This is a genomic window from Streptomyces sp. NPDC007808 (genome assembly GCF_042868655.1).
In the GTDB taxonomy this organism is placed as follows: domain Bacteria; phylum Actinomycetota; class Actinomycetes; order Streptomycetales; family Streptomycetaceae; genus Streptomyces.
On sequence record NZ_JBIAEQ010000004.1, the window covers coordinates 385359 to 412158 of the forward strand.

At 71.9% G+C, this 26800-nt stretch carries 22 protein-coding genes; 8 read left to right on the plus strand and 14 right to left on the minus strand.

Annotation, left to right across the window (positions count from 1 at the left end; genetic code table 11):
- The first annotated feature begins 68 nt into the window (after positions 1-68).
- Positions 69-1832 carry an aspartate--tRNA ligase gene (gene aspS / locus ACFYNL_RS17550; protein ID WP_388803657.1) on the plus strand — a complete coding sequence of 588 codons (1764 nt, stop codon included), beginning with the start codon at positions 69-71 and terminating at the stop codon, positions 1830-1832.
- Between the two features lie 79 nt (positions 1833-1911).
- On the opposite strand, the gene ACFYNL_RS17555 is transcribed toward aspS, so the two are convergent.
- From ACFYNL_RS17555 to ACFYNL_RS17580, 6 genes are all read right to left on the minus strand, one after another.
- A complete protein-coding gene (locus ACFYNL_RS17555) occupies positions 1912-5100 on the minus strand; it encodes an FG-GAP-like repeat-containing protein (RefSeq protein ID WP_388803660.1) in 3189 nt (1062 codons plus the stop codon).
- Between the two features lie 109 nt (positions 5101-5209).
- Positions 5210-5998, minus strand: coding sequence for a nucleotidyl transferase AbiEii/AbiGii toxin family protein (locus ACFYNL_RS17560; protein ID WP_388803663.1), 789 nt, complete (start codon positions 5996-5998; stop codon positions 5210-5212).
- Between the two features lie 98 nt (positions 5999-6096).
- Positions 6097-6462 carry a PH domain-containing protein gene (locus ACFYNL_RS17565; protein WP_019753506.1) on the minus strand — a complete coding sequence of 122 codons (366 nt, stop codon included), beginning with the start codon at positions 6460-6462 and terminating at the stop codon, positions 6097-6099.
- A 130-nt stretch (positions 6463-6592) separates the two neighbouring features.
- Positions 6593-7069: a hypothetical protein gene (locus tag ACFYNL_RS17570; protein WP_388803667.1), complete on the minus strand. Its 477-nt coding sequence runs from the start codon at positions 7067-7069 to the stop codon at positions 6593-6595.
- 178 nt (positions 7070-7247) lie between these two features.
- Positions 7248-7859 (minus strand): Uma2 family endonuclease, encoded by a 612-nt coding sequence (locus ACFYNL_RS17575; protein ID WP_388803670.1) that lies wholly within the window; start codon positions 7857-7859, stop codon positions 7248-7250.
- A gap of 47 nt (positions 7860-7906) precedes the next feature.
- The gene (locus tag ACFYNL_RS17580; RefSeq protein ID WP_388803673.1) at positions 7907-8791 is read right to left on the minus strand and encodes a helix-turn-helix domain-containing protein; all 885 of its coding nucleotides are present in this window, start codon (positions 8789-8791) and stop codon (positions 7907-7909) included.
- Between the two features lie 511 nt (positions 8792-9302).
- Between ACFYNL_RS17580 and ACFYNL_RS17585 the strand changes: the two genes are divergently transcribed.
- Positions 9303-9398: a DUF397 domain-containing protein gene (locus ACFYNL_RS17585; protein WP_388804578.1), complete on the plus strand. Its 96-nt coding sequence runs from the start codon at positions 9303-9305 to the stop codon at positions 9396-9398.
- Positions 9399-9431: 33 nt separating this feature from the next.
- On the opposite strand, the gene ACFYNL_RS17590 is transcribed toward ACFYNL_RS17585, so the two are convergent.
- The 3 genes from ACFYNL_RS17590 to ACFYNL_RS17600 all read right to left on the minus strand — a co-directional run bounded on the left by ACFYNL_RS17590 (position 9432) and on the right by ACFYNL_RS17600 (position 13708).
- Complete coding sequence (locus ACFYNL_RS17590) at positions 9432-10013, minus strand: hypothetical protein (RefSeq protein WP_388803676.1); 582 nt, start codon at positions 10011-10013, stop codon at positions 9432-9434.
- Between the two features lie 205 nt (positions 10014-10218).
- Positions 10219-11934, minus strand: coding sequence for a methionine--tRNA ligase (gene metG, locus ACFYNL_RS17595; RefSeq protein WP_388803679.1), 1716 nt, complete (start codon positions 11932-11934; stop codon positions 10219-10221).
- A gap of 169 nt (positions 11935-12103) precedes the next feature.
- A complete protein-coding gene (locus ACFYNL_RS17600) occupies positions 12104-13708 on the minus strand; it encodes a VWA domain-containing protein (protein ID WP_388803682.1) in 1605 nt (534 codons plus the stop codon).
- A 286-nt stretch (positions 13709-13994) separates the two neighbouring features.
- On the opposite strand from ACFYNL_RS17600, the gene ACFYNL_RS17605 reads away from it, so the two are divergent.
- Positions 13995-16073, plus strand: coding sequence for a PhoX family protein (locus tag ACFYNL_RS17605; protein ID WP_388803685.1), 2079 nt, complete (start codon positions 13995-13997; stop codon positions 16071-16073).
- A gap of 15 nt (positions 16074-16088) precedes the next feature.
- Here the strand turns inward: ACFYNL_RS17605 and ACFYNL_RS17610 are convergent, their stop codons facing one another.
- On the minus strand, positions 16089-17033 hold the full coding sequence (locus ACFYNL_RS17610) for a LysR substrate-binding domain-containing protein (protein WP_388803688.1): 945 nt from the start codon (positions 17031-17033) through the stop codon (positions 16089-16091).
- A gap of 175 nt (positions 17034-17208) precedes the next feature.
- On the opposite strand from ACFYNL_RS17610, the gene snpA reads away from it, so the two are divergent.
- Positions 17209-17874 carry a snapalysin gene (gene snpA / locus ACFYNL_RS17615; protein ID WP_388803691.1) on the plus strand — a complete coding sequence of 222 codons (666 nt, stop codon included), beginning with the start codon at positions 17209-17211 and terminating at the stop codon, positions 17872-17874.
- A 73-nt stretch (positions 17875-17947) separates the two neighbouring features.
- On the opposite strand, the gene ACFYNL_RS17620 is transcribed toward snpA, so the two are convergent.
- Together ACFYNL_RS17620 and ACFYNL_RS17625 are read right to left on the minus strand one after the other, a co-directional pair.
- Entirely contained in the window at positions 17948-18937 is a 990-nt protein-coding gene (locus ACFYNL_RS17620; protein WP_388803694.1) for an endonuclease/exonuclease/phosphatase family protein, read from the minus strand.
- Positions 18938-19045: 108 nt separating this feature from the next.
- Positions 19046-19825 (minus strand): alpha/beta fold hydrolase, encoded by a 780-nt coding sequence (locus tag ACFYNL_RS17625; protein WP_388803697.1) that lies wholly within the window; start codon positions 19823-19825, stop codon positions 19046-19048.
- Between the two features lie 88 nt (positions 19826-19913).
- On the opposite strand from ACFYNL_RS17625, the gene ACFYNL_RS17630 reads away from it, so the two are divergent.
- Positions 19914-21233, plus strand: coding sequence for a PLP-dependent aminotransferase family protein (locus tag ACFYNL_RS17630; protein ID WP_388803700.1), 1320 nt, complete (start codon positions 19914-19916; stop codon positions 21231-21233).
- Here ACFYNL_RS17630 and ACFYNL_RS17635 read toward each other — a convergent pair.
- Positions 21148-22068, minus strand: coding sequence for a hypothetical protein (locus tag ACFYNL_RS17635; protein ID WP_388803703.1), 921 nt, complete (start codon positions 22066-22068; stop codon positions 21148-21150). The genes ACFYNL_RS17630 and ACFYNL_RS17635 overlap by 86 nt on opposite strands.
- Positions 22069-22290: 222 nt before the next feature.
- Positions 22291-22770 (minus strand): hypothetical protein, encoded by a 480-nt coding sequence (locus ACFYNL_RS17640; RefSeq protein ID WP_388803706.1) that lies wholly within the window; start codon positions 22768-22770, stop codon positions 22291-22293.
- Between the two features lie 122 nt (positions 22771-22892).
- On the opposite strand from ACFYNL_RS17640, the gene ACFYNL_RS17645 reads away from it, so the two are divergent.
- The 3 genes from ACFYNL_RS17645 to ACFYNL_RS17655 all read left to right on the plus strand — a co-directional run bounded on the left by ACFYNL_RS17645 (position 22893) and on the right by ACFYNL_RS17655 (position 26778).
- Positions 22893-24131, plus strand: coding sequence for a PP2C family protein-serine/threonine phosphatase (locus tag ACFYNL_RS17645; RefSeq protein ID WP_388803709.1), 1239 nt, complete (start codon positions 22893-22895; stop codon positions 24129-24131).
- A gap of 69 nt (positions 24132-24200) precedes the next feature.
- Complete coding sequence (locus ACFYNL_RS17650) at positions 24201-26033, plus strand: hypothetical protein (protein WP_388803712.1); 1833 nt, start codon at positions 24201-24203, stop codon at positions 26031-26033.
- Positions 26034-26193: 160 nt separating this feature from the next.
- A complete protein-coding gene (locus ACFYNL_RS17655) occupies positions 26194-26778 on the plus strand; it encodes a tellurite resistance TerB family protein (RefSeq protein WP_388803715.1) in 585 nt (194 codons plus the stop codon).
- The last annotated feature ends 22 nt before the right edge of the window (positions 26779-26800 follow it).

Below are 26800 nucleotides of genomic sequence, written 5' to 3' on the forward strand. Positions count from 1 at the left end.
GGGTGAGGTTTCACGGAAAGTTTCACGTGAAACACGCCCCCCGATCCGCGAAGACTGGATGAACGACGATGCATCGGTACAGGTCCCACACCTGCGGCGAGCTCCGCTCCTCTGACGTCGGCACCGACGTCCGGCTGAGTGGCTGGCTGCACAATCGGCGCGACCTGGGCGGCATCCTCTTCATCGATCTGCGCGACCACTACGGCATCACGCAGCTCGTCGCCCGTCCCGGTACGCCCGCGTACGAGGCCCTCGACAAGCTCTCCAAGGAGTCGACCGTCCGCGTGGACGGCAAGGTCGTCTCCCGCGGCACCGAGAACATCAACCCCGACCTGCCGACCGGAGAGGTCGAGGTCGAGGTCGGCGAGGTGGAGCTGCTCGGCGCGGCCGCCCCGCTGCCGTTCACGATCAACACCGAGGACGGGGTCAACGAGGAGCGGCGCCTGGAGTACCGCTTCCTGGACCTGCGCCGCGAGCGCATGCACAAGAACATCATGCTGCGTACGGCGGTCATCTCGGCGATCCGGCACAAGATGACGGCGCTGGGCTTCAACGAGATGGCGACGCCGATCCTGTCGGCGACCTCCCCCGAGGGCGCCCGCGACTTCGTCGTCCCCTCCCGCCTGCACCCGGGCAAGTTCTACGCCCTCCCCCAGGCGCCACAGCAGTTCAAGCAGCTGCTGATGATCTCGGGCTTCGACCGGTACTTCCAGATCGCGCCCTGCTTCCGTGACGAGGACGCGCGCGCCGACCGCTCGCCGGGCGAGTTCTACCAGCTCGACATCGAGATGAGCTTCGTCGAGCAGGAGGACGTCTTCCAGCCCGTCGAGAAGCTGATGACCGAGCTGTTCGAGGAGTTCGGCGGCGGCCGTCACGTCACGTCCCCCTTCCCGCGGATCCCGTTCCGCGAGGCGATGCTGAAGTACGGCAGCGACAAGCCGGACCTGCGCGCCAAGCTGGAGCTCGTCGACATCACCGACGTCTTCGAGGGCTCGGAGTTCAAGGCGTTCGCCGGCAAGCACGTGCGGGCGCTGCCGGTGCCGGACGTCTCCGCGCAGCCCCGCAAGTTCTTCGACCAGCTCGGTGACTTCGCGGTCTCGCAGGGCGCCAAGGGCCTGGCCTGGGTCCGCGTGGCCGAGGACGGCTCGCTGACCGGCCCGATCGCGAAGTTCCTCACCGAGGAGAACATCAAGGTCCTCACCGAGCGTCTCGGCCTGGAGGCCGGTCACGCCGTGTTCTTCGGCGCGGGCGAGTTCGACGAGGTCTCGAAGATCATGGGCGCGGTCCGTGTCGAGGCCGCCAAGCGTGCCGGGCACTTCGAGGAGGGCGTCTTCCGGTTCTGCTGGATCGTCGACTTCCCGATGTACGAGAAGGACGAGGAGACCGGCGCGATCGACTTCTCGCACAACCCGTTCTCCATGCCGCAGGGCGGTCTGGAGGCTCTGGAGACCCAGGACCCGCTGGACATCCTGGGCTGGCAGTACGACATCGTCTGCAACGGCGTCGAGCTGTCCTCCGGCGCGATCCGGAACCACGAGCCGGAGATCATGCTCAAGGCCTTCGAGATCGCGGGCTACGACCGCGAGACCGTCGAGGAGAAGTTCGCCGGCATGCTGCGCGCCTTCCGCTTCGGTGCCCCGCCGCACGGTGGCATCGCGCCGGGCGTGGACCGCATCGTCATGCTCCTCGCCGACGAGCCCAACATCCGCGAGACCATCGCCTTCCCGCTCAACGGCAACGCCCAGGACCTGATGATGGGCGCGCCGACGGAGCTGGAGGAGGCGCGGCTGAAGGAGCTGCACCTGTCGGTGCGCAAGCCGCAGCCGAAGTAGGCGCCAGGCCGAAACGGGCACCAACGGTGAGTGGCTCGGAACCGGGACCGGTTCCGAGCCACTTCCATGTCGTCCTTCGCTAGGACAGGAACTTGTAGCCGCTCCAGCCGCTCGCGATCTGGGCCCGCGAACCGAACGACCCCTTCCCGTCCCCGCTGTTGCGCCACACGTTGCCGCTGGTGTCGCGGGAGACGAGGTCCGGGCGGCCGTCGTCCGTGATGTCGCCGATGCCGACGACGACGTTGTAGCTACCGCCCCAGTCGCCGAACACCTTCACGCGGGCGGCGAACGTGCCGTCGCCCTTGCCGTCGTAGCGCCACAGAGTGTTCGCCGTGTCCTGGGCGAGGAGGTCGGCCCTGCCGTCGCCGGTGATGTCGCCGACGCCGATGATCTTCCGGTAGCCCTTCCAGTTGTCGTACAGCTTCACCCGCGCGGACAGCTTGCCGTCGCTGGTGCCCTTGTAGAGGTAGACCGCTCCGGTGGAGGAGTTGCGCGCGATCAGGTCCGGGCGGCCGTCGCCGCTCAGGTCACCGGGCGAGGTGAGCGCGTTGTACTGGGTCCAGCCGCTGCTCGCCAGCGTGGTGTACGAGGTGGACGGCTTGACCGCCGAACCGCAGCCCGGCTTGTACAGCCGCAGGGCGCCGCTGCTGTAGCGGACCAGGACGTCGTTGCAACGGTCGCCGCTCAGGTCGCCGAAGGGGACGGCCATGATCGTGGTGGCCCAGCCGGTGCCCGTGTACTTCGAGTTGACCTTGCCCGTGCCGGTGCCGCTGTGGAAGGTCAGGCCGCCGGAGGAGTTCAGGGTGAGCAGATCGCCGCGGCCGTCGGGGCCGTCGGGGCTGGTGTGGTCGCGGCGCACGGCGGCCCCCCGGGTGAGGAACCCCTCGCCGGTGGTGACCGTGGCGGCCGTGGAGCTGCCGAGGCCGGTCGCCTTGAGGGTCCAGGTGAACTCGCCGTTCGGGAAGTAGCCGCCGCTGGCCGTCCTGCCGTTCCAGGCCGCCTCCACCAGGCCCGTGCTCGCACCGCCGGTGATCGTGCGGGTCGCTTTGCCGTTCGCACCGCTCTGCACGGAGGTGAAGGTGAGGGACCAGGAGGTCACCGGGCGGGACAGGAACCACAGGCCGTTCCAGGGGTCCGAGCCGGGCGGGTACGCGTGGTCCTCGGCGTCCGAGTGCAGGGCCGTCGGCGCGGACGGGGCGACGCCGGTGGTGGCGACGTGCGTCTGCTCGTACGCGTCGAACCAGGCGACCAGGCCCGTGTACTCGTCGAGCGTCCAGCGGAAGCGGCGGTCCTGGGCGAGGCCCGTGTCGGGCAGCCGGGAGGCGATCACGCGGGTGGTGCCCGTGGCCGCCTCGGTCAGCACCAGCTGGTCGGCGTCGTGGTCGTGGCGGACGGTGAAACCGTCGCCGAGGAGGACATCACCGGGGAGCACCGACCGCGCCGTACCGGCCTTGGTGTCGTACACCCCGGCCGACGCGGTTCCGCACGCCCAGTACAGCCAGCGGCCCGCCGCCTGCAGCTCGCTCGGCACACAGGCGAGACCCGGGACGGTCACCGTGGCGAGGGTCTTGTTCTCGGTGAGGCTGTACGAGGTCAGCTTGCCGGTGGTCGTGGTGGCGCTCCACAGGGTGGGGCCGTTGAGGGCGGCGGCGCGGATGGAGCGCTTCAGCAGCTGCCCCTGACCGAACTCGCCGACGTACTGCGCGGGGGTGGAGCCGCCGGAGTTGTAGACGGCGTAGTCGTCGGAGACGTCGACGACGGCGCCGCCCTCCGTGGGGAACTCCATGCGCTGGCCGCCGATGGAGACCAGCACGTCGGCGTGGGACAGGCCGCTGCCGCCCTCGTCGCCGTCGTAGTACGTGTCGAGGTAGACGTCCCTGGAGCTGTCGCCGTCGTGCATGCCCCACAGTGCCGAGCAGACGGCGCCCGGGTACGGGCACTCAGGGCTGATCGTGGCGCTGTCCGTGGCGGCGGACGCGGTGAGCAGGCTGCCGCCGTCGGTGGTGAGCGTGCGCAGCGAGGTGGTGTCGGAGCCGCTGTTCGGATTGTCCTCGGCGACGCGCAGGGTGCCGCGGCTCAGCGCGAGACCGGTCTTGGCGTTCTCGTACGGCGCGACCTTGAACAGCTTCTCCAGCCGCGGGGCGCCGTCGGCGCCGAGGGAGACCCGCTGGATCCACCAGTCGCTCGCGCCGGTGCCGCCGGTGACGAGCGCGTTGCCGTCGGGGGTGGCCAGCGAGGTGCCGTAGGACCTGGTCAGCAGCGTCTTGTTGGTGCCGTCGGTCAGGGAGTAGGCGGCCACGCGGATGGGGGAGGCGAGCACGAGCCAGTCGCCGACGAGGGTCGGATGGCCGTCGAACGCCGTCCCCGCGGCCACCGGCACCGTCTCCTCGGCGGTGAGGTCGGCGCGCGGCTTCAGGTGCAGGCCGCCGGAGACGGTGTACCAGCCGATGCGGTCGTCGGTGAGGACGAGCTTCGGCTTACTGGGCAGATCCGTGAAGACCGTGGTGAACTGCGCGGTGGCGAAGTCGACATAGCCCACGGAGTACGACTCGACGCCGCCGACCTCGTCGAGGTTCGGGTGGGCGAGGAGCATGCCGGTCTCGTCGCCGGTGCGGGCGTTGTCCTTCCACCAGGACTGCTGGGACGGGTAGCCCGTCACCGGACGCTGGCGCACCTTGCCGTCGACGAGGTCGAACAGGTGCAGCCACGTCCCGTCGAGGGGCTCACCGTTGAACGAGCCCTGGAAGTCGGCCGCGACGACCGTGTCGCCGTACGTCCCGACGTAGGTGTCGGTGGACCCCGTGTCGACGGTCCGCAGCGCGCTGCCGTCCGGACGCCACAGCGACACCGGGTCGGTGTAGGTGATGTGCGGCAGCGCCACGGTGTCGGTGGCCTGCCCGTACATGCCCGAGGCGCAGTCCGCGGAGATGTCCCAGCAGCTGGTCGTGGTCGGCTTGTAGACGCCGGACGGGCCCTCGACGGTGACCGTCGTGCCGTCGTCGTAGTCGGTCCACAGCAGCCCGGCGACCCCGGCCTGGCGGTGCAGGAACCCGGTCTCGCCGGCCGAGAGCAGCCGGTCGGAGCGCGTGGTGTCGTTGCGCGGATCGTCCAGGACGATCTCGGTGGTGCCGGCCGACGTCGTGGTGGCGGCCCGGGCGCCGTTGTCCTGCGTACTGGAGAACAAGGTGATGGATCCGGCCGCCACGGCGACCGTGAGCGCGGAGACGAGGACGGCCCGACCGCCCCGTCTCGGGGCGTGTCTGCCCACGTGAACTTCCCTCCCCTACGAGGGCCCGTGCCCTCGCACAAGTGGCCGGATCTTATCAGTGGCCGGCGCCCGGAAAGGGGCCCTGTTCACGGCGGTGAAGGGGGCCCGCTCACTCCTCCGGCGGTGGCCCGAGCGCCTCCTCCTCCAGGAGGCGTTCGGCGATGTCGTCCGCCCAGGCCCGCACCCAGCGGCGCAGGGCCGGCAGCGCGGACTCGGGCAGGCCACGGGCGGTGAACTCCCTGTCGTCCAGAAGCTCCGTCGCCTCCAGACGCGACTGGAGATCCGCCGGGTCGAACTCGTCCCAGGCATGGCGGCGGCCCAGTTCCTCCAGATCGGGGAAGCTCCAGCCGGGGGCGGCCAGGTGGACGTCGACGACGTCGCGCGCCGAGCCCCGGTCGGTCAGGGCGCGGACCTTGGTGCCGATGAGGTCCTCCAGCGCGAGCGCAGGGCCGAGATCGGTGGTGACCGGTGGCCGCCAGAAGGTCTCCTTGAGGAGGTCGACCGTACGCTCCTCACCGGTGTCGGGGTCCGTCACGAGCAGGCGGGCGGCAAGCGGGTCGGTCTCCAGCACGCGTACCAGCCAGCCCCGTTCCATCAGGCCGGCGCGGATCACCGCCGCGATCCGGTCCATGGGCTGCGGGGTCTGCGTCGCCACTTCCAGCGGTTCGCTGTGCGACGCCCGGCGGCTCCTCGCCACCCGGGCCTCCCCCGGCTCCGCCAGGGGCTCCCCGCCCGGCAGTTCCAGCGGTTCGCCGGCCGGGTCCGGCGCCGGGGCCTCCCGTGACGGCCGCGGGGTCAGACCGTGGGCCCGGACCGCGCACTCGCCTGCCAGGACGAGCGGGTAGCGGGCGCCGAGGCTGAGGACGTCGGTGGGCAGATGGCGGTGGTGCGGGATCATCGTGCGCCGATTATGGCGTGCGGCCGCAGCCGCGGCGCGCAATGACCGCCCTCGGCCGCGCCGGGCGGACGACCCGGGCGCGACCGGCGGGACGCGGGCTACCTGGCCACGAACTGCGTGAGGATCGCCTGCACCTCGTAGATGTCGACACCCTTCGTGAACGTCTTCTCGATGGGCGTCGCCGAACCCGAGAGCCAGATCTTCAGCTCGGCGTCCAGGTCGAAGGTGCCCGCGGTCTCCACCGCGAAGTGCGTGATGCTGCGGTAGGGGATGGAGTGGTACTCCACCTTCTTGCCGGTGATGCCCTGCTTGTCGACCAGGATGAGACGGCGGTCGGTGAACAGGATGGTGTCCCGTATCAGCAGGTAAGCGGCGTGCACCTGCTCACCGTGGCCCAGCAGACGCGCGTAGTCCTGCTGCGCCTGCCCCTGGTCCACGGTGTGCGCGTTCCCGAACAGTGCCATGGATGAAATCCCCCCACGCATCGGCTTCGATGGCTGGTCATGTCCCGGCAGGCCACCGGATTCACATGATCTTCGCCATGTATAGCGCTTCGGAGCCGCACCGCACAGGGGGACAAGCAGGCGCACGGGATCAGGTGTCGTACGAGCCGTCCCAGGGCGCGCCGAAGCCCAGCTGGTCCGGGTAGAGCTCCGCCCAGGGCTCGCCCTCGTCCTCCCCGGTCACCATCCCGAACAGCACGTTCTCGTAAGTGAGTTGGAAGGGGCGTATCGCGATGTCGGTGTACGTGCGCCGCGGGAGGCTGCGCAGCAGCGTCGCGAGGTGGACGCGGGCGCGGGCCAGGACGGAGTCCGGGCTCCCCGGGTCGCGCTGCTGCTCGGCCCAGCTGCCGGCGCACCAGATCTCCGAGTCGCGGTGCCTGCCGTCGGCGTCGAAGGTGTGGAGGACGGCGTAGAGGCGTTTGTGCTCTTCCCAGCCGGCGTCGAGGACGAATCCCTTGGGGAAGGCGTAGGTGACCGAACCCAGGAACTGCCCGTCCGCGTAACGGCCGATCGCCTCGGTACGGCCGTGCGGTTCGTAGGCGATCGGGATGACCTCAGGGACTGCCATGGCGGAAACCATACGTTCGTGGCGGAGGGCATGGTGCCGGTGAGGCGCGATCGATGCCAAGCCAATGGACAACATCCGCGTGATGCACGCGGATCGACCACGATTCGGCCGAAAAATTCACGGCGACCTCTCGGATCTTCGCGACCACCGAAAGCCAGCCGTCGCCGGTCACGGTCGCTCAGTGCTGCTCGCTGCCCTCGACCTGGTAGCGCGGCAGATTCTGCGTCGAGATGGTCCAGTCGGCGATGGTGACGTCCTCGCCGTAGACGAAGTCCTTGCGGGTGGCATAGCGAGGGCCGTCGGGGGTGGGGTGGATGTCCGTGAGGACGGCGCCGGTGCCTGTGCGGGGGTCGAAGATCGCGTAGACGGGGACACCGATCAGGGGGTAGTCGCGCAGCTTGGTGACCCAGTCGTTGTCCGGGTTGGAGTGGGAGACGATCTCGACGGCGGCGATGAGCGTGCGAGGGTCGAAGGCCCCCTCTCCCTCCATGTCCGCCTCGGCGATCACCATGATGTCGGGGCGGCGCATGATGCCTTCCGGCTCCATCTCTACGTCAGGCTCGCCCGTGTGAGCCACGATCTCCTCGGGCATGACCTGCTCCAGGCGCTTGCGAAGACGCAGTGCGGTGAGCTCGTGCGGCCGCACAGGCGACATCGTGTCGAGGACGATTCCTTCTTTGGTGATCTCGAACTTGCCGGGGAGGGTGCCGTCCGTGGACTCCACGAAGTCGCGCATGGCCCGGTACAGATGAGAGGCGCCCTGCCGCGCGTTGTCCGGTGCGATGGTCATGGCGCTCGCTCCTCGTCGTCTGTGCCCAGGGGCAAGGATCGTCGCTCTCATGCTAGGCGGCCTCCGGGAGATCGGTCGGCTCGGCAGTCGCGGCAGCGGCCTGGAGCAGGGGTCCGGAAGGCGCGGTCGCAACCCTCGCAGGTCCGCAGGGGATGGCGGGGCTCGGGCACCGGTGAGGCCGGGGGCCGCAGCGGCGGTGGCGGCGGGAGCTGGGCGCTCAGGCGGTGGGCGAGGAGGGAAGCGGGTCGGATCAAGGGCTCGTCCGGCAGGTTCGCGGTCAGGGCATGGCGTACGGCGGTGGGGGTGAGATCGCGTTCGAGCCAGGCGGCGACGCCCGGGGCGAGGTGTTCGGCGTCGGTGGCGGAGAGGAGGAGGCGGGGGTCGTGGCGGCGGAGGCCGGCGAGGACGTCGACGGCTGTCTGGAGGAGGGCGGGCGAGGTGTATGAGGGCTGGGGTACGGCGGGGAGGCGCTTCTTGCGGGGAGGTGGTTCGTCCGGGGCGGCCGTGCGCCGGGCGGGCCGCTTGGCGGAGGGCTCGGACGGGGCCGCCCGGTGGCCTGGCCTGTTGCAGGAGACCGTGCGGGTGACGATCCGTCCCGTGGGGGCCCGTAAGCGGGTGCGGCGCAGGTAGCCGTGGGTTTCGAGTTCGCGGAGCGCTGCGGCGATACGGGTCGGTCCCTCCGGGAAGCGGGCTGCGAGGGTCTTGATGTCGATCGCCGTGCCCGGTCTCACGGATTGGATGTAGCAACCCAGCCCGATCGCCAGCAATGACAGCTCCTTGTGCTGGGTGAGGTCGTTGCCGATCACCGTGAAGTTCTCGGTGAGGCGGACGTTGTCGTGGACCACGCCGGAGTTCGGGCGCGCGTGGGGGTGGTTTTTGCCCGGGATGCGGGACTGGGCGGGCGACGGCGCGCTAGGGTTTTCGGTGTCCATCAGGAAGCTCCGAACTTCCTCGGTGGTCAGGCCCCCGCACTGGGATCGCTAGTCCCGGCGGGGGCCGTCGCATGTCTGCGGTTGGGCTTGCTGCGGTGAGCGTAAGGCAGGCAACCAGTCCCGAATCCAGCCGAGTTGGGCATATTCACTCGCCGGAGTGAGTTTGCCCGGCGGGAGGGAGGGGTGGGGCTTGGTGGGGTGCTTTCTCCCCAGTGGGTGGTGCATAGGGAGCGCAGGTCGGACCGGAGCGTGGGGCGTCAGGCCTCGGTGACTCATGTGCCGGGACGGTGAGATCGAGTTCGGCGCAGACCGTTTTGCGCGGCGGCAGGCCCCGGTTCACTCCCCAGCGGTCGGCGAGGGCGGCTACGAGGGTCAGGCCGCGGCCGGTTCGGCTGACGGGGGTGACCGGCTGGAGGTGCGGTAGTCGGTCACCGCGCGTGTCGGTGACTTCGATGCGGAGGGTGTCGCCGGCCACGACTCGTGTGTCGAGGTCGCCAACACCCTCGCCGCCATCCACGTCCGCGACTCCAAGCACACTCAGGGTCCCTGCCTGGGCTTCGCCCCGGAGACGTGGTCGGACTTCGTGACGTACGCGTCGGGTAGCTGATCCCCACCCCTGTCCCGGGCTCCTCATGCTGGATCAGGCGGAGTTCTCGGGTGGGCGGTCCGAGTCGCCGGTGCCCGCGTCGAGTTGGCGGGTGCCGTCCTGGTGGGGGAGGACGCGTTCGGCCAGCATCTCGGGAGAGGGTTCGATACCCAGGGCTCGCATCGCGGTGAGGGAGTAGAGGAGGTCCTTCTGCTCCTGTGTGGCGACCCGGTCGATGAAGCTGCTGGCACGCTCCAGCTTGTGATCCTCCTGGATCTGGTCGCTGAGCTGTACACCCATCTCCTTGGCGTCCTCCCGCGTGTGGCGGGCGTGACGCGCGAGGATACCGCCGCCCGAGGTGATGAGGATGCCCGTCAGGCTCGTCACCAGCGGCAGATAGCTGAGGTCCGGGTTACCGGCGTGCACCAGGGCCAGGATGCCGCCCGCCAGCACGATGAGCGCGCCGCCGGCCATGAAGAACACACTGAGTCGGAACGTCGCTTCGGCCTGCCGATGTCCCTGCTTGACCAGGTCGACGTACAGTTCCTGGCGCTGGGCGGCGAGGCTGTCGGCGGTGCCGGCGGCGGGCGGGGCCTCGGTCGGCGGGACGTGGACGGTGACGTTGTCACCGCTCACCGCGACTCGGATGTCGCCTCCGGCAGCGATGGACCCCCTGCCGCTCGAGGTGATCTCACCGGCACCGACTGCGGGCGTCTCGTCCGACGACCGCCACCATCTCCACCGCACAGGGGTCCCCCGATCCGCGACGGCCGGCTGATCCTTCCAGCCGGCCGATCGCTTCAGGGTAGCTGCGATGTGGGTGCCGCAACCGGGAATCGCGTTACGCCGGCTCGCCGCCGAAGCGCTCCTTGTACGTCTCCAGGTCCTCGTCCGTGAGCTTGGCGAAGAGGACCGGCGGGACCGTGAAGGGGGTGCCGGCGGGGACGGAGGTCAGGGAGCGGGCCTCGTCCGCGCTCACCCAGGTCGCCGTGTCGTCCTTGAGCGCGAACGCCTGGCGCATGGCGGCCGCCGTCGTCGGGATGAAGGGCTCCGAGACCACCGCGTAGAGGTGGATCAGGTTCATCGCCGTACGGAGGGTGAGGGCGGCGCCGTCCTTGTCGGTCTTGATCTCCAGCCAGGGGGCCTTCTCCTCCAGGTAGGAGTTGCCCGCGGACCACAGCGCGCGCAGGGCCGCGGCGGCCTTGCGGAACTGGAGGGTCTCCATGTGCTGCTCGTACTCGGCGAGCAGCTCGGCGATCTGCTCGCCCAGCCGCGTCTCCGCCTCGCCGGCCTCGGCGCCCGCCGGGACCTCCTCGCCGAAGCGCTTCTTCGAGAACGACAGGACGCGGTTGACGAAGTTGCCGAGGGTGTCGGCGAGGTCCTTGTTGACCGTGGCCGTGAAGTGCTCCCAGGTGAAGGACGAGTCGTCCGACTCGGGGGCGTTGGCGATCAGGAAGTAGCGCCAGTAGTCGGCGGGGAGGATCTCCAGGGCCTGGTCGGTGAAGACGCCGCGCTTCTGGGAGGTGGAGAACTTGCCGCCGTAGTACGTCAGCCAGTTGAAGGCCTTGACGAAGTCGACCTTCTTCCACGGCTCGCGGATGCCGAGCTCGGTGGCCGGGAACATCACGGTGTGGAAGGGGACGTTGTCCTTCGCCATGAACTGCGTGTAGCGGACGTCGGTGTCGACGTCGTACCACCACGACTTCCAGTCGCGGTTCTCCGGGTCCTGGTCGGACCACTCCTTCGTCGCGCCGAGGTACTCGATCGGGGCGTCGAACCAGACGTAGAAGACCTTGCCCTCGGCCGCCAGCTCCGGCCAGGTGTCCGCGGGGACCGGGACGCCCCAGTCCAGGTCACGGGTGATCGCGCGGTCGTGCAGGCCCTCCGTCAGCCACTTGTGGGCGATGGACGACGCCAGGTGCGGCCAGACGCCGTCGTGCCGGGCGACCCACTCCATGACCTCGCGCTGGAGCTTGGACTGGAGGAGGAAGAGGTGCTTGGTCTCGCGGACCTCCAGGTCCGTGGAGCCGGAGATCGCCGAGCGCGGCTCGATCAGGTCGGTGGGGTCGAGGACGCGGGTGCAGTTCTCGCACTGGTCGCCGCGGGCCTTGTCGTAGCCGCAGTGGGGGCAGGTGCCCTCGACGTAGCGGTCCGGGAGGAAACGGCCGTCGGCGGGCGAGTACACCTGGCGGATGGCGCGCTCTTCGATGAAGCCGTTCTCGTTCAGCTTGCGGGCGAAGTGCTGGGTGATCTCGACGTTCTGCGGGCTGGAGCTGCGGCCGAAGTAGTCGAAGGCCAGCGCGAAGCCGTCGTAGACGGCCTTCTGGGCGTCGTGCGCCTGCGCGCAGAAGTCCGCCACGGGCAGGCCCTGCTCCTTCGCGGCCAGCTCGGCCGGGGTGCCGTGCTCGTCCGTCGCGCAGATGTAGAGGACGTCGTGGCCGCGCTGGCGGAGGTACCTGGAGTACACGTCCGCCGGGAGCATGGACCCCACCATGTTGCCCAGGTGCTTGATTCCGTTGATGTACGGAAGGGCGCTGGTGATGAGGTGTCGAGCCATCGCGGGCTGCTCCCAAGTCGCTACGTGGGGTGACGGGCGCCGGGTCTCGGGGCGTCTGTCGTCGTTTTCGAACCTTGAAATCGTAGCCGACATGGGTGGGCCGCCCGCCTCCCGTTTTGAGGGGTGGGCGGACGGCCGCGGTCGGGGTGGGGGCGGGGGCCCGGTGGGGCTACGGGCGCCAGTTCGCCAGGATGCCCTCGTAGACCTGCTGGTCGGTCAGCTCCAGAGGGGTCTCACCTGCCATGAAGGGGGCGGTGTTGCCGGTCTTGAGCTTGCGGAGGTAGTCGAAGGCCTTCTGCTCGGGGTCCCCGAAGGCGACGAAGGAGAAGAACACGGAGGGGTGGTTCTTCGCGGCCTCGGTGAGCGCCTGGGTGGCGGGGGTCTTGGCGTCGGGGGCGCCGTCGGTCTGGAAGACCACCAGGGCGGGGGTGTCGGGGGCCGTCTTGTGGTGGTGGGTGACGACTTCCTCGACGGCCACGTGGTAGCTGGTACGGCCCATGCGGCCGAGGCCCGCGTGCAGCTCGTCGATCTTGTTCTCGTGCTCGGTGAGGGTGAGCTCGCCGGTGCCGTCGAGTTCGGTGGAGAAGAAGACGACGTGGACCTTGGGGGCGGCGGCCTCCGGGTCGAGGTGGGCGGCGAGGGCGAGGGTCTGGTCGCCGAGGGCCTGGGCGGAGCCGTCCTTGTAGTACGGGCGCATGGAGGCCGAGCGGTCCAGGACGAGGTAGACCTTGGCCCGGGTGCCGGTCAGGCCGTGCTTCTTGAGGGCGGCGGCGGCGGCGCGGTGGGCTGTGCGCAGGGTGCGGGGGATGGGGGGCGTGGCCTCGGCCTCGGCTTCGCCTTCGGCCAGGGTGTTCCCACCCGCACCACCCGTGCGGCTCTCGTCGTCGGCTGCGGGTGACTCCTGTGGGGCGTCCTCGCCGTCGGCGGCCGCGGGTACCTCCGCGGTCGGCTCGGGGGAGGAGGGCTGGGCGGCGGGCGCCTCGGCGGCGGGCTCCTGCGCCACCGGCTCCTCGGCCGCCGGTGCCTCGGCGGTGGGCTCGGCCACCGGCTTCTCGGTGACCGGTGCCTCGGCGGCGGGCTCGGTCTCTGCGGGCTCCTCAGCCACCGGCGTCTCGGCCACCGCCGTCTCCGCAGCCGGCTCGGTCTTCGCGGGCTCCTCCGCGACCGGCTCCTCGGCAGCGGGTTCCTCGGTGGCAGGGGCTTCAGCGGCGGGCTCCTGCGCCACCGGCTCCTCGGTGACCGGTGCCTCGGCCACCGGGGCCTGGGCGGCGGGCTCGGTCTTCGCGGGCTCCTCGGCCACCGGTGCCTCGGCCACCGGCTCCTCGGCCACCGCCGTCTCCGCAGCCGGCTCAGCCTTGGCGGGCTCCTCCGCGGCGGGCTCGGCCTCCGCGGCCGGCGACTCCGCGGCCGGCGGCTCGGCCACCGGCTCCTCCGCGGACGGCGTCGGCTCCTCCGCGGACGGCGTCGGCTTCTCCGTGGCCGGAGCCTCCCCCTGCGTCTGCACCGGCTGTGCCGGCTTGGGGACCGTGATGTTGTCGAAAGCGGCCGAGACCAGCTCGTGCTCCCCGTCCTCCGGGTCATCCGGCGTCGTGGGGGCAGCCGGCTCCGACGTCCGCGGCTCCGGCACCGGGGCGGTGGCCGTGGGCTGGGGTTCCGGGGACGGGGAGGGGACGGTCGGCTGCGGTTCCGGCGAAGGAGTCGCACCCTCTGCTTCGGCGGTCCGCTCCTTGCGTGACCGGCCGAACGCGTTCCGCAGGAGAGTGAGAATGCCCATGTGCGCAACCCTTCGCGTGAGTTGATGCCCGTAGATCCCTGGCCAGGACGGACACGTAAGGTTAGCGGCCCCGGTAGGCGATCTTGGGGAGGGGCGGGCACGGGGACCCCCGTACGTCAAGGACCGCATCGCGCCGAACACGGGTGAGGACTCGGCCGCGGCCCCAACTCCCGTACGGCCACATCTGGTTCACCTGCCGTTCATGCGGCCGCTCCGCTACCGCACAAACGTGCCCCTAGCGTCCCTCACGCTGCACTTCATGGGGAAGCAGGGAGAAAGACACACCATGCGCATTCCGTTGCCGATCATCAGCACGAACAATGACTCGCACCACGGCGGCCGGGCCGCCCTGACCTGCCGGTTCCGGTGTGGTGACGCCTGCTTCCACGAGGTGCCCAATACCACCACGAACCCGTACGTAGGCGACGTCATCGCCGACGCCGTCAGCCGCCGTACGACGCTGCGCGCCGCCGCCGTCGTCACCGCTGCCGCCGCCGTGGGCGCCTCCGCCACCGTCGCCGCGCCGGAGGCGAAGGCCGCCGGGGGCGCCGCCGCCGGGGAGGCGGAGAAGGGGCGTCACGCGCAGGGGGCCCGCGGGCTGCGCTTCACGCCCGTCGCACCCAACACCGCCGATACCGTGACGATTCCGGACGGTTACGCCCAGAACATCGTCATCCGCTGGGGCGAGCCCATCCTGCGCGGCGCGCCCGCCTTCGACCCGGACAACCAGACGGCCGAGGCGCAGTCCAAGCAGTTCGGGTACAACAACGACTTCCTCGCCCTGCTCCCGCTGCCGGGCGAGCGCAACCGGCAGATCCTCGTCGCGAACCACGAGTACACCGACGAGGTGCTCATGTTCCGCGGGTACGACGCCGCCAACCCGACCCGGCAGCAGGTCGAGGTCGCCTGGGCCGCTCACGGCCTGTCCGCCGTCGTCGTCGAGGGCGACCGCCGCAGCGGGAAGCTCACGCCCGTGCCCCGTCATCCGCTCAACCGCCGGGTGACCGCCACGACCGAGTTCAAGGTCACCGGCCCGGCCGCCGGCTCCGAGCTGCTGAAGACCTCCGCCGACCCGACCGGCACCAGGGCCCTCGGCACCCTCAACAACTGCTCCGGCGGCGTCACCCCGTGGGGCACCACGCTGCACGGCGAGGAGAACTTCAACCAGTACTTCGCGAACGCCACCCGGGCGACGGACAAGCGGTACGGGCTCGGGACGGGGGCGAGCGAGCGCAAGTGGGAGAGGTTCGACAAGCGGTTCGACGTGGCCCAGGAGCCGAACGAGCCGCACCGCTTCGGGTACGTCGTCGAGCTCGACCCCTACGACCCGGACTCCAAGCCGCGCAAGCACACCGCGCTCGGCCGCTTCAAGCACGAGGGCGCGACCGTGCGGCTGACGGACGACGGCCGGCCGGTCGTGTACTCCGGTGACGACGAGCGCTTCGACTACTTCTACAAGTTCGTCGGCAGCAAGCGGATGCGGAAGGGGTCGAGCCGGGCCGTGCGCGAGCACAACCTGTCGCTGCTCGACGAGGGGACGCTGTACGTCGCCAAGCTCACCGGTGACTCCCCCGCCATCGAGATCGACGGCACCGGCAAGCTTCCGTCCGACGGCGAGTTCGACGGCAGCGGTGAGTGGATCCCGCTGGCCACGGCGACGGCGAAGGGCGCCGTCTCGCACGTCGAGGGGATGACGGCCGAGGAGGTCTTCGTCTTCACGCGTCTCGCCGGTGACAAGGTGGGCGCCACGAAGATGGACCGGCCCGAGGACATCGAGCCCAACCCGCACACCGGCAAGGTGTACGTCGCCCTCACCAACAACTCCAACCGCGGCAAGACCGGCTTCGCCGCCGCCGACGAGGCCAACCCGCGCAACAGCAACAAGCACGGCCAGGTCCTGGAGCTGACCGAGCGCTGGAACCGGGCCGACAGCAAGAAGTTCGCCTGGAAGCTCTTCCTCGTGGCGGGTGACCCGAACGACCCGGCCACCTACTTCGCCGGGTTCCCGAAGGAGCACGTCTCCCCGATCTCCTGCCCGGACAACGTCGCCTTCGACGCGTACGGCAACCTGTGGATCTCCACCGACGGCAACGCCCTCGGCTTCCACGACGGCCTCTTCGGTGTCGCCACCCGCGGGGACCGGCGCGGTGAGCTCAAGCAGTTCCTGACCATGCCGAAGGGCGCGGAGACCTGTGGCCCGGTCATCCAGGACCGCCGGGTGCTGGTCGCCGTGCAGCACCCGGGCGAGATCGACGGCGCGACGGCCGAGAAGCCGCTGAGCGCCTGGCCCGACGGAGCCGGGAAGCTCAACCGTCCGGCCGTCGTGGCGGTCTGGCGCAAGGACGGCTGCGACATCGGCGTCTGACGGCGACCGGCCCCCTCACGGGAGGGCTGGGACCGGCGGCTGCCGCTCACCGTCGTCTTCCAGCCACTCCCGGTACGCAGGGGACCGCCGGGCCACCTCCCCGTACGCCTCCGCCAGCGCGGGATAGACGCCGTCCAGGTCCGTCTCCGTACGGGCCGCGAGGAGCAGGCGTACCCCGAGCGGGTCGCCGCGCAGTCGCCGTACGGCCATCTCGGCGCTGGAGGCGTGGGTCGGCTGGCAGACGGTGACCACCTCACCGGTGGCGACCAGGGCGCCGGCCGTGTGGTAGTCGCCGTGCAGGACATGGGGGCTGACGCCGGCCGCGCGGAACATCCGCTGCACGGCGTCCCACTCGCCGTCCACCGTGGGGTCGACCATCCAGCGGTCGCCGGCCAGGTCACGCAGGTCGACCTCGGGCTTGGCCGCCGCCGGGTGGTCGGCCGGCAGGGACACGAACTGCGGTTCGCGTTCCATCAGCACCCGAAGGCGCAGCTCCGGCGGGATGCGCAGCGGGCAGCCCTCCACCTCGTGCACGAAGGCGACGTCCAGCTGGCCGTCGGCGACCATGCGCAGCAGGGCGTTGGGTGAGACGTTCATGTGGAGGGTCGGGTCCTGGCCGTGGCCGCGCAGCCTGCGCAGCCAGCCCGCCAGGGCCCTGCTGGCCGTCGAGCCGACGCGCAGCCCGGGGCCGCCCGCCGCGGCGGCCCGCGCCTCGGCGACGAGGGCGCGCATGTCGGCCACCAGCGGCCGGGCGCGGCTGAGGACCAGACGGCCCAGCGGGGTGGGGTGGCAGCCGGCCCGGGTGCGCAGGAACAGCGCGCCGCCGAGCTCCTGCTCGATCCTGCGCAGTTGCGTGCTCAGCGAGGGCTGGGCGACCCCCAGGTGGCGGGCGGCGCGGTGCAGACTGCCGGTGTCGGCTATGGCGCACAGCGCGCGGAGGTGCCTGACCTCAAGGTCCATGCCCTCGGAGACTAAAGCGGAATCGAGGGTTTCACCAGCCGCACAAACCGCCACGGACAGCGGTGAATTGGGCCCGCGATAGGGCGGTGCTATCACCGGTTGCCATCATCACAGCGGGCGCACAGGGGCCGAAACTCACGTGTTGAACGACTCACCCCCCACTCAGGAGTCTTCAATGCGTATGCGTACGTCCCCGTCCGTCCGCGCGGCGGTCGTCCTCACCCTCACTCTCACAACGGCCGGGCTGGGCACCGTGGTTCCCGCCGCCGCCGCTCCCGGGCACGCCGGGTACACCGCCGAGTCGGCGGATGCCGAGGCGAGCCGGGCGTTCTTCCAGGCCGTCGTGGGGTCCGTCGCCGAGAAGCGTGCGGCGAACCCGCGCATCAAGGCCGTCACCGTCGTCTACGACGCCTCCGCGGCGCCGACGTTCCGGACGCAGATAGCCCGCAGCACCCAGATATGGAACAGCGCGGTGTCCAACGTCCGGCTCCAGGAGGGGTCGAACGCCGACTTCACCTACCGCGAGGGCAACGACGCGCGCGGCTCCTACGCCTCGACCGACGGGCGTGGCAACGGCTACATCTTCCTGGACTACCGGCAGAACCAGCAGTACGACTCCACCCGCGTCACCACCCACGAGACGGGCCATGTGCTCGGGCTGCCCGACCACTACGAGGGCCCGTGCAGCGAGCTGATGTCGGGCGGCGGTCCCGGCCCGTCCTGCACGAACGCCAACCCGGACGCGCGCGAGCGCGCCCGTGTCGAGCAGCTGTGGGCCAACGGCCTCGCGGCGGCCATGGACAAGGCCATGGACAAGGCCCTGCACAAGTCCGCGCACTAGTTCCACCGGGACCCACCCCCCACACCCGGCGCGGTCGCCCTCCTGCACAGGGCGGCCGCGCCGACGTGTGCGCTCACCGGCGGGCGTGCAGCGTGACGTCGGTGAGGAGCGCGCGGTGGTCCGTGTCGGGCAGGTCGAGGAAGCGCGTGGTGGCGGCGGAGAAGTCGGCGGACAGGAGCACGTGGTCGATCTGCGCCCCGAGCGTCGGTGCCGTGCGGGCCGGCCAGGTGGGCGTGCGGTCGTGGCCGGTGAGCCGGGCGGCGTCGCGCAGACCGGTGTCGAGGAGACGGCGGAAGGCCGCGTGGTCCTGCGAGGCGTTGAAGTCCCCGGCGAGGATCAGGGGCGCGCGGCCGGCCTCGGCGGCGAAGTCCCGCAGCCCGTCGAGTTCCCGGCGCCACCGGTCGATCCGGCCGGGCAGCGGCGGCATCGGGTGGGCGAGCTGGAGCCGTACGGCGTGACCCTCCACGTCAGCGGTCGCGCCGGGCATGGCCATGGCGCCGTCGACCCCCTCGGCGGGCTCCAGCGGGAAGCGGCTGAGGACGACCGACCCGGCCGAACCGGCGGCGACCCGGGCCACGCGGTGCGGGTACGCGGCACCGAGGGCCTGCCCGAGCGCGGCGTCGCAGGTGTACTCGCACTCCTGGACGAACACGAGGTCCGGCCGCTCGCGGCGTACCGCGGCCACGAGCGCGTCGGTCGCCTGCCCGAACTCGACGTTCGAGGTCAGCACCCGGAACGAGGCGAGCGGGCGGCCGCCCGGCTGATCGCTCGTCCCGTACGGCTCGATGAACCAGGCCAGCAGCCCGAGCACGACCACGCCCCAGAACAGGCCGGTCCACCAGCGTCCGAGCAGGGAGAGCAGCAGCGCGCACCCGGTGGGGACGAGCAGCCAGGGGAGGAAGGCGAGGAGTTGCGGGACCGGGGTGACGCCGTCGGTGTCGGCGACCCGGCACCCCATCACGACGCTCACGCCGACCAGGAGGAGGGCGGCGAGCCACCGCCCGGCCCGTCGTCGGGGCCTGCCGTCGGGGGAGGCGGTCCACTGGGCAGCCGCAGTCTCCAAGTCCGGGCCTTCCACTCGCGGATGGGATGCCCGCATCCTCTCTCACCGGTGACGGCGAACGGGCTCGGGCCGGGTCCGAGGGCGCGGCGTGCGCAGGGGGACGTCGGGTCAGCCGTCGACCCGCGCCAGGAAAGCCCCCAGCGCCTCGTTGAACTCCTCCGGCCGCTCCAGGTTCGGCATGTGCGCCGCGCCCTCGATCACCCGCAGGGTCGAGTCGGGGAGCGCCGCGTGCATCGACTCCGCGTCCGGGACGGGCGTGAACGCGTCGTCCTCGCCCACGACGACCAGGGCGGGGACCCCGACCCGGGTCAGCAGGGTGCGGTAGTCGGGGCGTTCGGCGCGTCCGCGCAGGGCCGCCGCGGCGCCTTCGGGGGAGGTGGCCGTCATCATGCGGTGCACGTGGGCCTTGACCTCGGGGTCCGCGTACGGCGCGACCATCTTCTCCAGCACCTCTTCGGCGTATCCGCGCATCCCTTCGCGCAGCAGCCGGTCCGCCATGGCGCCCCGGTCCCGCTTGCCCTGCGCCGTCTCCGGCGCCGCGAAGGTGTCCGCGAGGACGAGGCCCCGTACCCGGTGGGGGAAGCGGCCGTAGCACTCCATGACGATCTGGCCGCCCATCGACAGGCCCGCCAGGACGCAGGTCTCCACCTCCAGGTCGTCCAGGAGCGCCTCGATGTCCCCGGCGAAGACGGAGAGGGGGGTGACACCGGGGACGACCGGGGAGGCGCCGTAGCCGCGCAGATCGGGGGCGACGACCCGGCGGGCACCGGAGAACGCCTCGATCTGCGGGGCCCACATCGTGTGGTCGAAGGGATGGCCGTGGACGAGAACGAGGGGAACCGAGGAGGTGTCGGCGCCTTTGTCCTCGTATGCGAGGAAGGGGCTCATGTGATCGACCCTAGATCGCCCCAACTCCTCGGTGCAATAAGATCTTTGCCCTCGGTGCAATCGGAACGGCCTGTGCGGGAGGCGGCTCGTGGAGGACTATCGGCGGCTCGCCGACCGGATGGCCGACGAGATCACCTCCGGACGGCTCAAGCCCGGTGAACGGCTGCCGCCGCAGCGGGCGTTCGCACGGCGGCGCGGGATCGCCGCGTCGACCGCGGGGCGGGTGTACGCCGAACTCGTACGCAGAGGGCTCGTCGTCGGCGAGGTCGGCCGCGGCACCTTCGTACGGGCCGCTGCGGCGGGGACCGGGCGATCCCTCGTCGAGGCGGCGACCGCCGCGCCGATCAACCTGGAACTCAACTACCCCTGCGCCCCGGGCCAGTCGGAGCTGATCGCCCGCTCGCTCGCACCGCTGCTGCGCCCCGACGTCCTGGCCGAGAGCCTCCGCCCGGCCCCCGCCACCGGCACACCCGAGGCCCGTGAGGCGGCCGCCGCCCTCCTCACCACGCCCGGCTGGCACCCCGCCCCCGACCGGCTGCTCTTCACCGGCAACGCCCGCCAGGCCGTCGCCGCCACCCTCGCCGCCCTGGTCCGGCCGGGCGGCCGGGTCGGCGCCGAGGCGCTGACGTACCCCGTGGTCAAGGAGATCGCCGCCCGACTCGGCATCACCCTGGTGCCGTTGGCCACGGACGGACAGGGCCCGCTCCCGGAGTCCGTCGCCGCCGCCCACCGCACCGCCCCCCTGTCCGCGCTGTACCTCCAGCCGACCCTGCACAACCCGACGTCGCTGGCCACCGGCCCCGAGCGCCGGCGCGGGCTCGCCCGGCTCGCGGCCGACCTGGACATCCCCGTCGTCGAGGACCGCATCTGGTCCTTCCTCACCGACGACGACCCCTTCGCCGTCCACGCGCCCCACCTCACCCACGTCGTGGACGGCCTCTCCAAGCGCGTCGCCCCCGGCCTCACGGTCGGCTTCGCCGTCGTGCCCGAGGCACGTGTCGAGGCGGTCGCGGCCGCCGTGCGGTCCGGTGGCTGGAGCGCCGGGCGGTTCGCGCTTGAAGCGGCCGTACGGTGGATCGGGGACGGGACGGTGCGGCGGCTGGTGGCCGCCAAGCGGGCCGACGCGGCCCACCGGCAGCGCGTCCTCGGCGAGGAACTGGACGGATTCGCCGTACGGTCCGATCCGCGCGCCCCTTTCGCCTGGTGGGAGCTGCCCGCGCCGTGGCGCGCGGACCCTTTCACGGCCGCCGCGGCCGCGCACGGCATCGCGGTGACGCCGGGTCCCGCCTTCGCCGTCGACCCCGGCCGCACTCCCGATGCCGTCAGGCTCGGGCTCGGGTCGGCTCCTGAGCCGGATCTGCGGTGGGCGCTGCGGACGCTCGCCGGCGTCGCACGAACAGCTCCGTGAGCCGGCAGACGAGGGCGACCGTCAGGCCGGTGGCGATCAGCAGCCAGGACACCGTGCGCAGGGTCTCGGTCAGGGCGTCGTAGACCGCGCCGGCGGCCGGGCGGTGGGCCGCCTCGGGCAGGTCGGCCAGCGTGAGCCGGCGGGCGACGGCCACCGCGAGCAGCAGGAAGGCGCCGCCGAGGGCCGTGCCCAGCGCGGTCGCCGTGATCGCCCGCCTGCGGCACGCGGCGACCGCGATGCCGGCGGCGGCGAGGACGGCGGCCGAGACGGGCAACCAGAAACCGGCGAATTCCAGCACGTCGTAGCCCTTTCTCAGCCGGTCCAGCTCGTGCGCCGGGAGCACCGCGACCTCGGTGTGCTCGACCGGGATGCGATGGGCGAGCGGCACGTTGTCCTCGGTGAGCCGGCGTTTGACCTGGGCGGTGACCGGGGCCAGGTCGACGGTGACCGCGCGCACCCGCCCGTCCTGAAGGGCGCTCAGCACGGCGTCGTGGACCGCTGCGTTGCCCGCCTCCCACGCCGTGCGGAAGGCGTCGGTACGGGTGAAGGAGCGCACCGCGTCGCGCACGAAGGGCCGCACGGCGCCGCGCTCGTCGCGGACGTGGAACTCCTGGTCGAGCCGGGGCGCGACCTCCTGCACGATCCCGTCCCCGACGGTGTCCGCCACCGCGCCCTGCACGGCCGGATCCGCGGCGAGCGGCGCCATCGCGGTGACGTACCGCCCGGTGTCCGCCAGCCCGTACGCCACCCAGGCCGCGGGCGCGCCGAACGGCACGAGGAGGCACGACAGCGCGATCAGCACTGCCGACAGGGCGTTCCGCAGACGGGTGGGCACCTTCCCAGGCAAAGAGCCGCGGGCCGGGGGCGCCAGCGGTGTGACTGCATACGGCCGCACACATCCGCTCTCCGGTGGAGAGTTCACCCGAACGGGTGTCTCATGGATCAGGAGGGCGCAAAGGCCCCGCCGAGTGCACGGGAGTGAGGCGAGCGACCGCGTGGGTGGATGAAGGGGAAACGGTCCGGCCCCGGCGAGCAGCCGGGGCCGAACCGCGCGCCCTCAGCCGATCCGGCGGCCCTGGGCGTCCTCGTGGGTGTAGTAGCGGTAGAACAGCACGGCGAAGCCGGCCGCGGCGATCAGGATCCCCAGAAACACGGGGCCGAGGACGCTCTCGGTGCTCTGGCTGTACAGGAAGCCGGCCGCGCTGCCCGCGAACGCGGCCCACATCAGCGCGTGCAACTCGCGCCTCATGTGGGGTGCCAGCGAATGCACCACGAGGTAGAGCGCCGCGAACACGAACGCGGTGACGAAGCCGAAGAGCAGGTTCCAGCCGGTGATCTCCCCGCCGAAACGGCGGTTCGCCGCGCACCAGTAGCCGTACACGAGGCCGAGGACGATCGCCACGACGACGTTCGCGACACGGTGGGTGCGTGCGCTGAAGACGTCGGGCGGGCGGCCGGTGCCGACCGTGGCGGCCCTACCGGTCGTCGTCGTGGCCGGACCGGACCGTCCGCCGGGCACGGGTGCCGCATGAGCCATGAGAGCACTCCTCTCTCTCCTCGCCCCCGCATCCAGGGCACACCTGCGCCCGCCGCCGGGCAAGTCGTACGGCCTCGCGTACCCGGATGCGGCATGCCGGGCGCCGTGTTTCGCTGAGGCTCATGAGGGCCGTCAGCGACGGTGGAGCCGACTCGCTGGGCGGCGGGCACCGACCGCAGCTGCTGCGCGTGCGCGGCCGCAGCGTCGCCTGGGTGCCGCCGCTGCTGCTGCTCGTCGGCATCGTGCTGGTCGACTTCCACACCAGCAGCGACTTCCGGATCCTGTCCTGGATCGTGCTGGTGCCCGGTATCGCCGCCGCGATCTGCGGGGTGTGGGGCACGGCTGTGTTCGCCGTGCTCGCGCCCGCCACGTACGTCGCCGCGGACGCTGCCCTGCCGCACGAGTACCAGGCCGGCCTCCCCGACCTCGTCCTCGCCGGCATCGGTGGCGTCCTCGCCACGCTGGCCTGCGTGGTCCGGGTGCGCGGCGAGCAGCGCATGCTGCACATGCAGGACGTCGCGGAAACCATCCGCCGTACCGTGCTGCGCCCTCTGCCGCCGGGCTGGGGCGGCCTGGACCACGCGGCCGTCTACCTCGCCGCCGACAGCGAGGCCAGGGTCGGCGGCGACTTCTACGACATCCAGATCGGCCTGCACGGCACGCGCGTCATCCTCGGCGACGTGCAGGGCAAGGGACTCGGCGCCGTGGAGGCGGCCGCCGCGCTGCTCGGCACGTTCCGGGAGGCCGCCTACCACGAGGCCGACCTGGCGACGGTCGCCCTGCGCCTGGAGGTGCGGATGCAGCGCCACATCCGGATGCGCACGGCCCTCGGCGGCGCGGAGGAGGACCGGTTCGCCACCGCCGTCCTGCTGGGCTTCCCCGAGGAGCGGTCGGGCGGGCTGGACGCCGTCGTCCTCGGTCACGAGACCCCGCTCGTCGTCCGCGCCGGGGGCGTACGGCCGCTGCCGCCCGGCCGCGGCCTGCCCCTCGGCTACGGCGGGCTCGCCCCCGCCGACGGCCCGCCGCCGGTGCTGCACGTGCCCCTCGCCCCCGACGACACGCTGCTGCTGACCACGGACGGCGTCACCGAGGCCCGGGACGGCGGCGGCGCCTTCTACCCGCTCGCCGACGAGGTGGCCGCCGCCGTCGCCGCCGATCCGGGCCTCGCACAGCCCCGGCGGCTGGTCGCCTTCGTCCGGGAGAGCACGCTGCGGCACTGCGCCGGTCATCTGGACGACGACACGACCGTGTTCGCCGTCCGGGTCGGGGCCGGTGCGGGGAGTGGCACGGGAGACGGCATGGGGGACGGCACGGGGGCCGGTGCGGGGAATGGGGACGGAATCGGACGTAAACAGTCTTGAGATCCCGCTTTGCAGCCGCACCGGTTACGGTGCTGCCGTACGTGATCGACGGGGGATGGGGAGGGACCGATGCCCGGAACCGTTCTGCTGCTGGCCGCCGCACCGGCGGGCAAGGGCTGTCTGGTGGACGCCGCTTCCGTGCTCCCCGTCCTGGCCGCCGTGCCGCCCGCGGTGCTGTCCGGCGCGGACACCGCCAACGTGGTGGAGCTGGCCGACCCCCTGGAACCGCAGGCCGTCCTCACCCGGCTGCGCGCCGCGGCGGCGGCACCGGGACCGCTGACCGTCTTCGTCACCGGCCAGCTGCAACTCGACCGCCGCCAGCACCTCCCCCACCTCGCGCTGGCGCGGACGACGCCGTCGACCGTCCGCTACACCGGCTTCCCCTGGCACTGGATCCGTGAGGAACTGCGCCTGCGCGCCCCGGGCTCGACGTCCCTCCTCCTCGACCTGCACGCCGACGCCGAGACCTGGGAGTGGCTGCGCGCCAACCCCCTCGACTCCGGCCGCAACAACGTGGTGTACGGCCGTGTCGCACCGCCACCGCATCGCCGTACGGTGGCGGGACCCGTGTACATGAAGGCCGTGGCGACCCTCCTGCGCAGCGGCCACCGCCCACCGCTGGACCAGCTGCACCAAGAGGCACTGTCCCGTATCGCCCCCGAGGCGGGTGTGGGCACCGACATCGTCCTGACCGCCCAGAGCGCCCCCCAACTCCCCCCGCAGCCCCTGCCACAGGCACCGGGCTTCGAGCGGGTCGCTCCGCAGAGCGCACCGCTCGCGACGGGGCCGCAGCAGGAGGCGCCGCCGGGCGGGGGGTTCGAGCAGGGCGGGCCGCAGGGGGCACCGCTGCCGCCGGAAGTGCCGCCGGGCACGGGCCCGCGCCACGTGGTGCCGAGCCCGAGTCCCCGGCAGAACCACCCGGAGAGGGCTGTACCGGGGCTTCCGCAACTCCTTCCGCAGAGCCCGCCGCTCCCGGAGGGCTCCCTCCGGGAACCGGCGCCGAGCATGATGCCGGTTCCGGTTCCGGTTCCGGTTCCGGCTCCGGTTCCGGTGTCGGGTGCTGTGCCGCCGTCTGCGTCGGGTGCTGTGCCGCCTGCGCCGGGTGCTGTGCCGTCTGTGTCGGGTGCTGTGCCGCCGCCTGCGTCGGGTGCCCTGCCGTCTGTGCCGGGTGCCCTGCCGTCTGTGCCGGGTGCCCTGCCGTCTACGACGAGTGCCGTGCCGGATCCGGGGCGTGCCGCCCAGGGCCCCATGGACACAGCGCCGGCCCTCGTGCCGGGTCCGGCTCAGGGCCCCGGTTCGCCGGGGGAGGCCGAGCCGCGGACCACCCGGCTTCCCGCGCTGGATCCGGGGCGTGGCGAGGCGGGTGCAGGGGCGGATTCCGCGCCCGCTGCCGTGCCGGGCGCACCGCACCGCATCCCCCCGGTCCCCACCCGGCCTCCCGCCCCCGCACCGTCGGCGGCCGGCCCCGGGTCCGGTGACCCGCACGCCGCCATCAGCGCCGCTGTGGAGGCGGGGCGGCACGGGGAGGCCGACGCGTTGGCGGCGCATCATGAGCAGGTCGCCCTGCGGGCTCACGGGCATGCCTCCGAGGAGGCGCTGCACTGGATCGAGGTGCGGGCGGATCTGGCGATGCTGGCGGGGGACCCGGTGCGCAGCTGCCGGAGTTGGCTGACCGTCGCCTCGGCCCGGCTCTCCGCAGGGCAGACCCCCGACACGCCCGCCGTGGAGGCCGCCGTGGACCGGGCCCATCATCAGTGGGGGCTGATCCACGACGCCTCGCTCGCGCGGGAGCTGGGCTCCTTCCTGGCGGAGTTGCGCGGCCGGGTGCCGGGGCGTCGGCGGGGCGCCCTGGAGAACGTGCACGAGCGGCTGCGTCAGTTGCAGGTCGGCGCCGGGCGTTGAGGGCGCTGCCGGCCGGCGGCTCCGCAGGGTGTCGTGGGGAACCAGGGCCGGACGGGTGCCTGCCGTCCTTGTGGTGGACGGCCTCGGGTACCCGGGTGGAACTTCTGCCGTGCGGTGGGCGTTGATCAGGATGACCCCGACGAATACCGAGGTGACGTCAATGGCGTTGTTCGACCGGCTCAAGGACCAGGCGAAGAATCTGCAGCAGCAGGTCCAGGGTGGCCACGGAGCGAGTGGTGGGCACGGAGGGCACGGTGGGCATGCCGGGCACGGCGGCTCCGGGTCCGGCGGCTCTCGGGGCGCTTCACGCGCCCAGCTGGTGGGTCTGCTCAAGACGCAGCTCGGCTCCCTCAAGACCGAGCTGAAGAGCGGGGCGTACCGGGACGCCAGCATGGCGATGTGTGCCCTGGTCGCGGCGGCGGACGGGCATGTGGACCCGGCCGAGCAGCAGCAGATGGAGTCGATGATCCTCAGCAACGACGTGTTGCAGAACTTCCCTCCGGACCAGCTGCGCCAGCGTTTCCATAAGCATGTGGACCTGCTCATGCGCAACTTCCCGCAGGGGAAGGCCGAGGCGATGCAGGAGATCGCCAAGGCCGCGAAGAAGCCCACCGAGGCCCGGGCGGTCATCCAGACCGGCATCGTCATCGCGGGGGCCGACGGCTACGTCTCCCAGGCGGAGCAGGCGGTCCTCAGGGAGGCCTGCGCGGCACTGGGCCTCTCACCGGCGGAGTTCCAGCTCTGACCGGGGCGAGGAGGGGCCTTCG